Consider the following 1,437-nt stretch of genomic DNA (forward strand, 5'->3'; position numbering starts at 1 on the left):
CGCCGGTGTGGGCCGTCGCGCGCAGGGTGCCCGTGCGCCGCGCGAGCTGCGAACCCATGACGGCCGTCGCGGCGGCCTCCTCGTTGAGGGCGGGGCGGTGGACCACGTCGAACGGGTCGAGGAACGTCCCGCGCCTGGCCAGCTCGAGGTCGTAGCCGGCCAGTGGCGAGCCCTCGTAGCCGCTGACGAGGCTGGCGGTGAGCAGGTTCTGCCTGCGGTCCAATCGCGCGCGGTCGCGGACCGTACGGACGAGGGCCTGGATCCCGGTGAGGAACACCGTCCCGCTCTCCCGCGTGTAGCGGTCGGAGAGCGAGAACGAGGTGGCGTCCGCCCGTCCGTCACGCGGAAGGTCGTCGTGGGTCCCGCTCGGGGGGCCGAGAAGAGAGGTCATCGGTCACACCTGGCCTTCGAAAGACGAGAACTGTGCTTCCAGGCTAGGCGTGTAGGTGATGCACGTCACGTGGCCAGCGTGCGGCAGCGCACCGTGTACACAGTGGCGTCCGAAATTCGGCGAGAGATGGACATTGTGTCTAGTCTCGTCCGGATTACCCTGTACACATGGATATGGCTCCCGATCTCGATCACACCGACCGACGACTGCTGAAGATCGTCCTGGCGGGCCCCAGGGTCGGGGTGCGCGAGTTCTCCCGCCGCCTCGGGGTGGCCCGCGGGACCGCACAGGCCCGGTTGGACAAGCTCGAGGCCCGGGGCGTGATCGCGTCGTGGGCGCCGACCCTCGATCCGGCGGCGCTCGGGTTCCCGCTCTCGGCATTGGTCCACATCCAGATGGCACAGGCGAAGCTGGAGGCGACCTGCGCCGGCCTGGCGGAGGTGCGCGAGGTCCTCGAGGTGATGAGCGTGGCGGGGGAGTTCGACATCGTCTGCCGGGTGGTGGCCCGCGACCACGCGCATCTCGAGGAGGTCTTCAGCGCCATCATCGCCACCCCGGGCGTCCTCCGCACCCGCACCGAGGTGATCCTGCGGCGACGGGTCGGCCCGCGTGTCGCCCAGTTGCTGGACGAGTGAGGCTCACTCCCAGATGCGGTCGAACGGGTAGGCCCCCTCGTACTCGGAGGCGAGTTCGAGCAGTAGGCGATCGTGGCCGATCCGCGCCGACAGGTGCACGCCGATGGGCAGGCCGTCCGGCGCCCGGCCGGTAGGCAGCGAGACGGCGGGGGAGCCGGCGATGTTCTGGAGAGGAGTGAAGGTGACCCAGTCGGATACCCGCTGGAGGTGGGTCTCGAAGGGTAGGTCCGCGTCCAGGTACCCGACCTCGGGGGTCTCGTGGTTGACCACCGGGTTGAGGTAGACGTCGACGTCACCGAACGCCGAGTCGAACCGCCGCCTGGCCCGGTAGAGGCGGTACAGGTGCAGGGGGAGCGAGGGCAGACCCCGCCTGGCCATCGCGGCGAGGCCGATCGTGAACGGGTCGAGCCG

At 69.9% G+C, this 1,437-nt stretch carries 2 protein-coding genes and 1 pseudogene; 1 reads left to right on the forward strand and 2 read right to left on the reverse strand.

What is annotated here, in order from left to right; translation table 11 throughout:
- A pseudogene (locus G6027_RS16330) lies at positions 1-391 on the reverse strand (2-oxoacid ferredoxin oxidoreductase); the annotation flags it as partial.
- Between the two features lie 167 nt (positions 392-558).
- On the opposite strand from G6027_RS16330, the gene G6027_RS16335 reads away from it, so the two are divergent.
- On the forward strand, positions 559-1,026 hold the full coding sequence (locus G6027_RS16335; protein ID WP_206682504.1) for an Lrp/AsnC family transcriptional regulator: 468 nt from the start codon (positions 559-561) through the stop codon (positions 1,024-1,026).
- A 3-nt stretch (positions 1,027-1,029) separates the two neighbouring features.
- Here G6027_RS16335 and G6027_RS16340 read toward each other — a convergent pair.
- Positions 1,030-1,437, reverse strand: a 408-nt coding sequence (locus G6027_RS16340) for an amidase family protein (protein WP_241727206.1), incomplete at its 5' end; no start/stop codon positions are given.

Origin of the sequence: Dietzia sp. SLG310A2-38A2, assembly GCF_014145095.1 — a bacterium.
Classification (GTDB): domain Bacteria; phylum Actinomycetota; class Actinomycetes; order Mycobacteriales; family Mycobacteriaceae; genus Dietzia.

Bases quoted from the DNA above. Each gene is read 5' to 3' on its own strand.
- G6027_RS16335 (WP_206682504.1), top strand. From the start codon at position 559: ATGGATATGGCTCCCGATCTCGATCACACCGACCGACGACTGCTGAAG.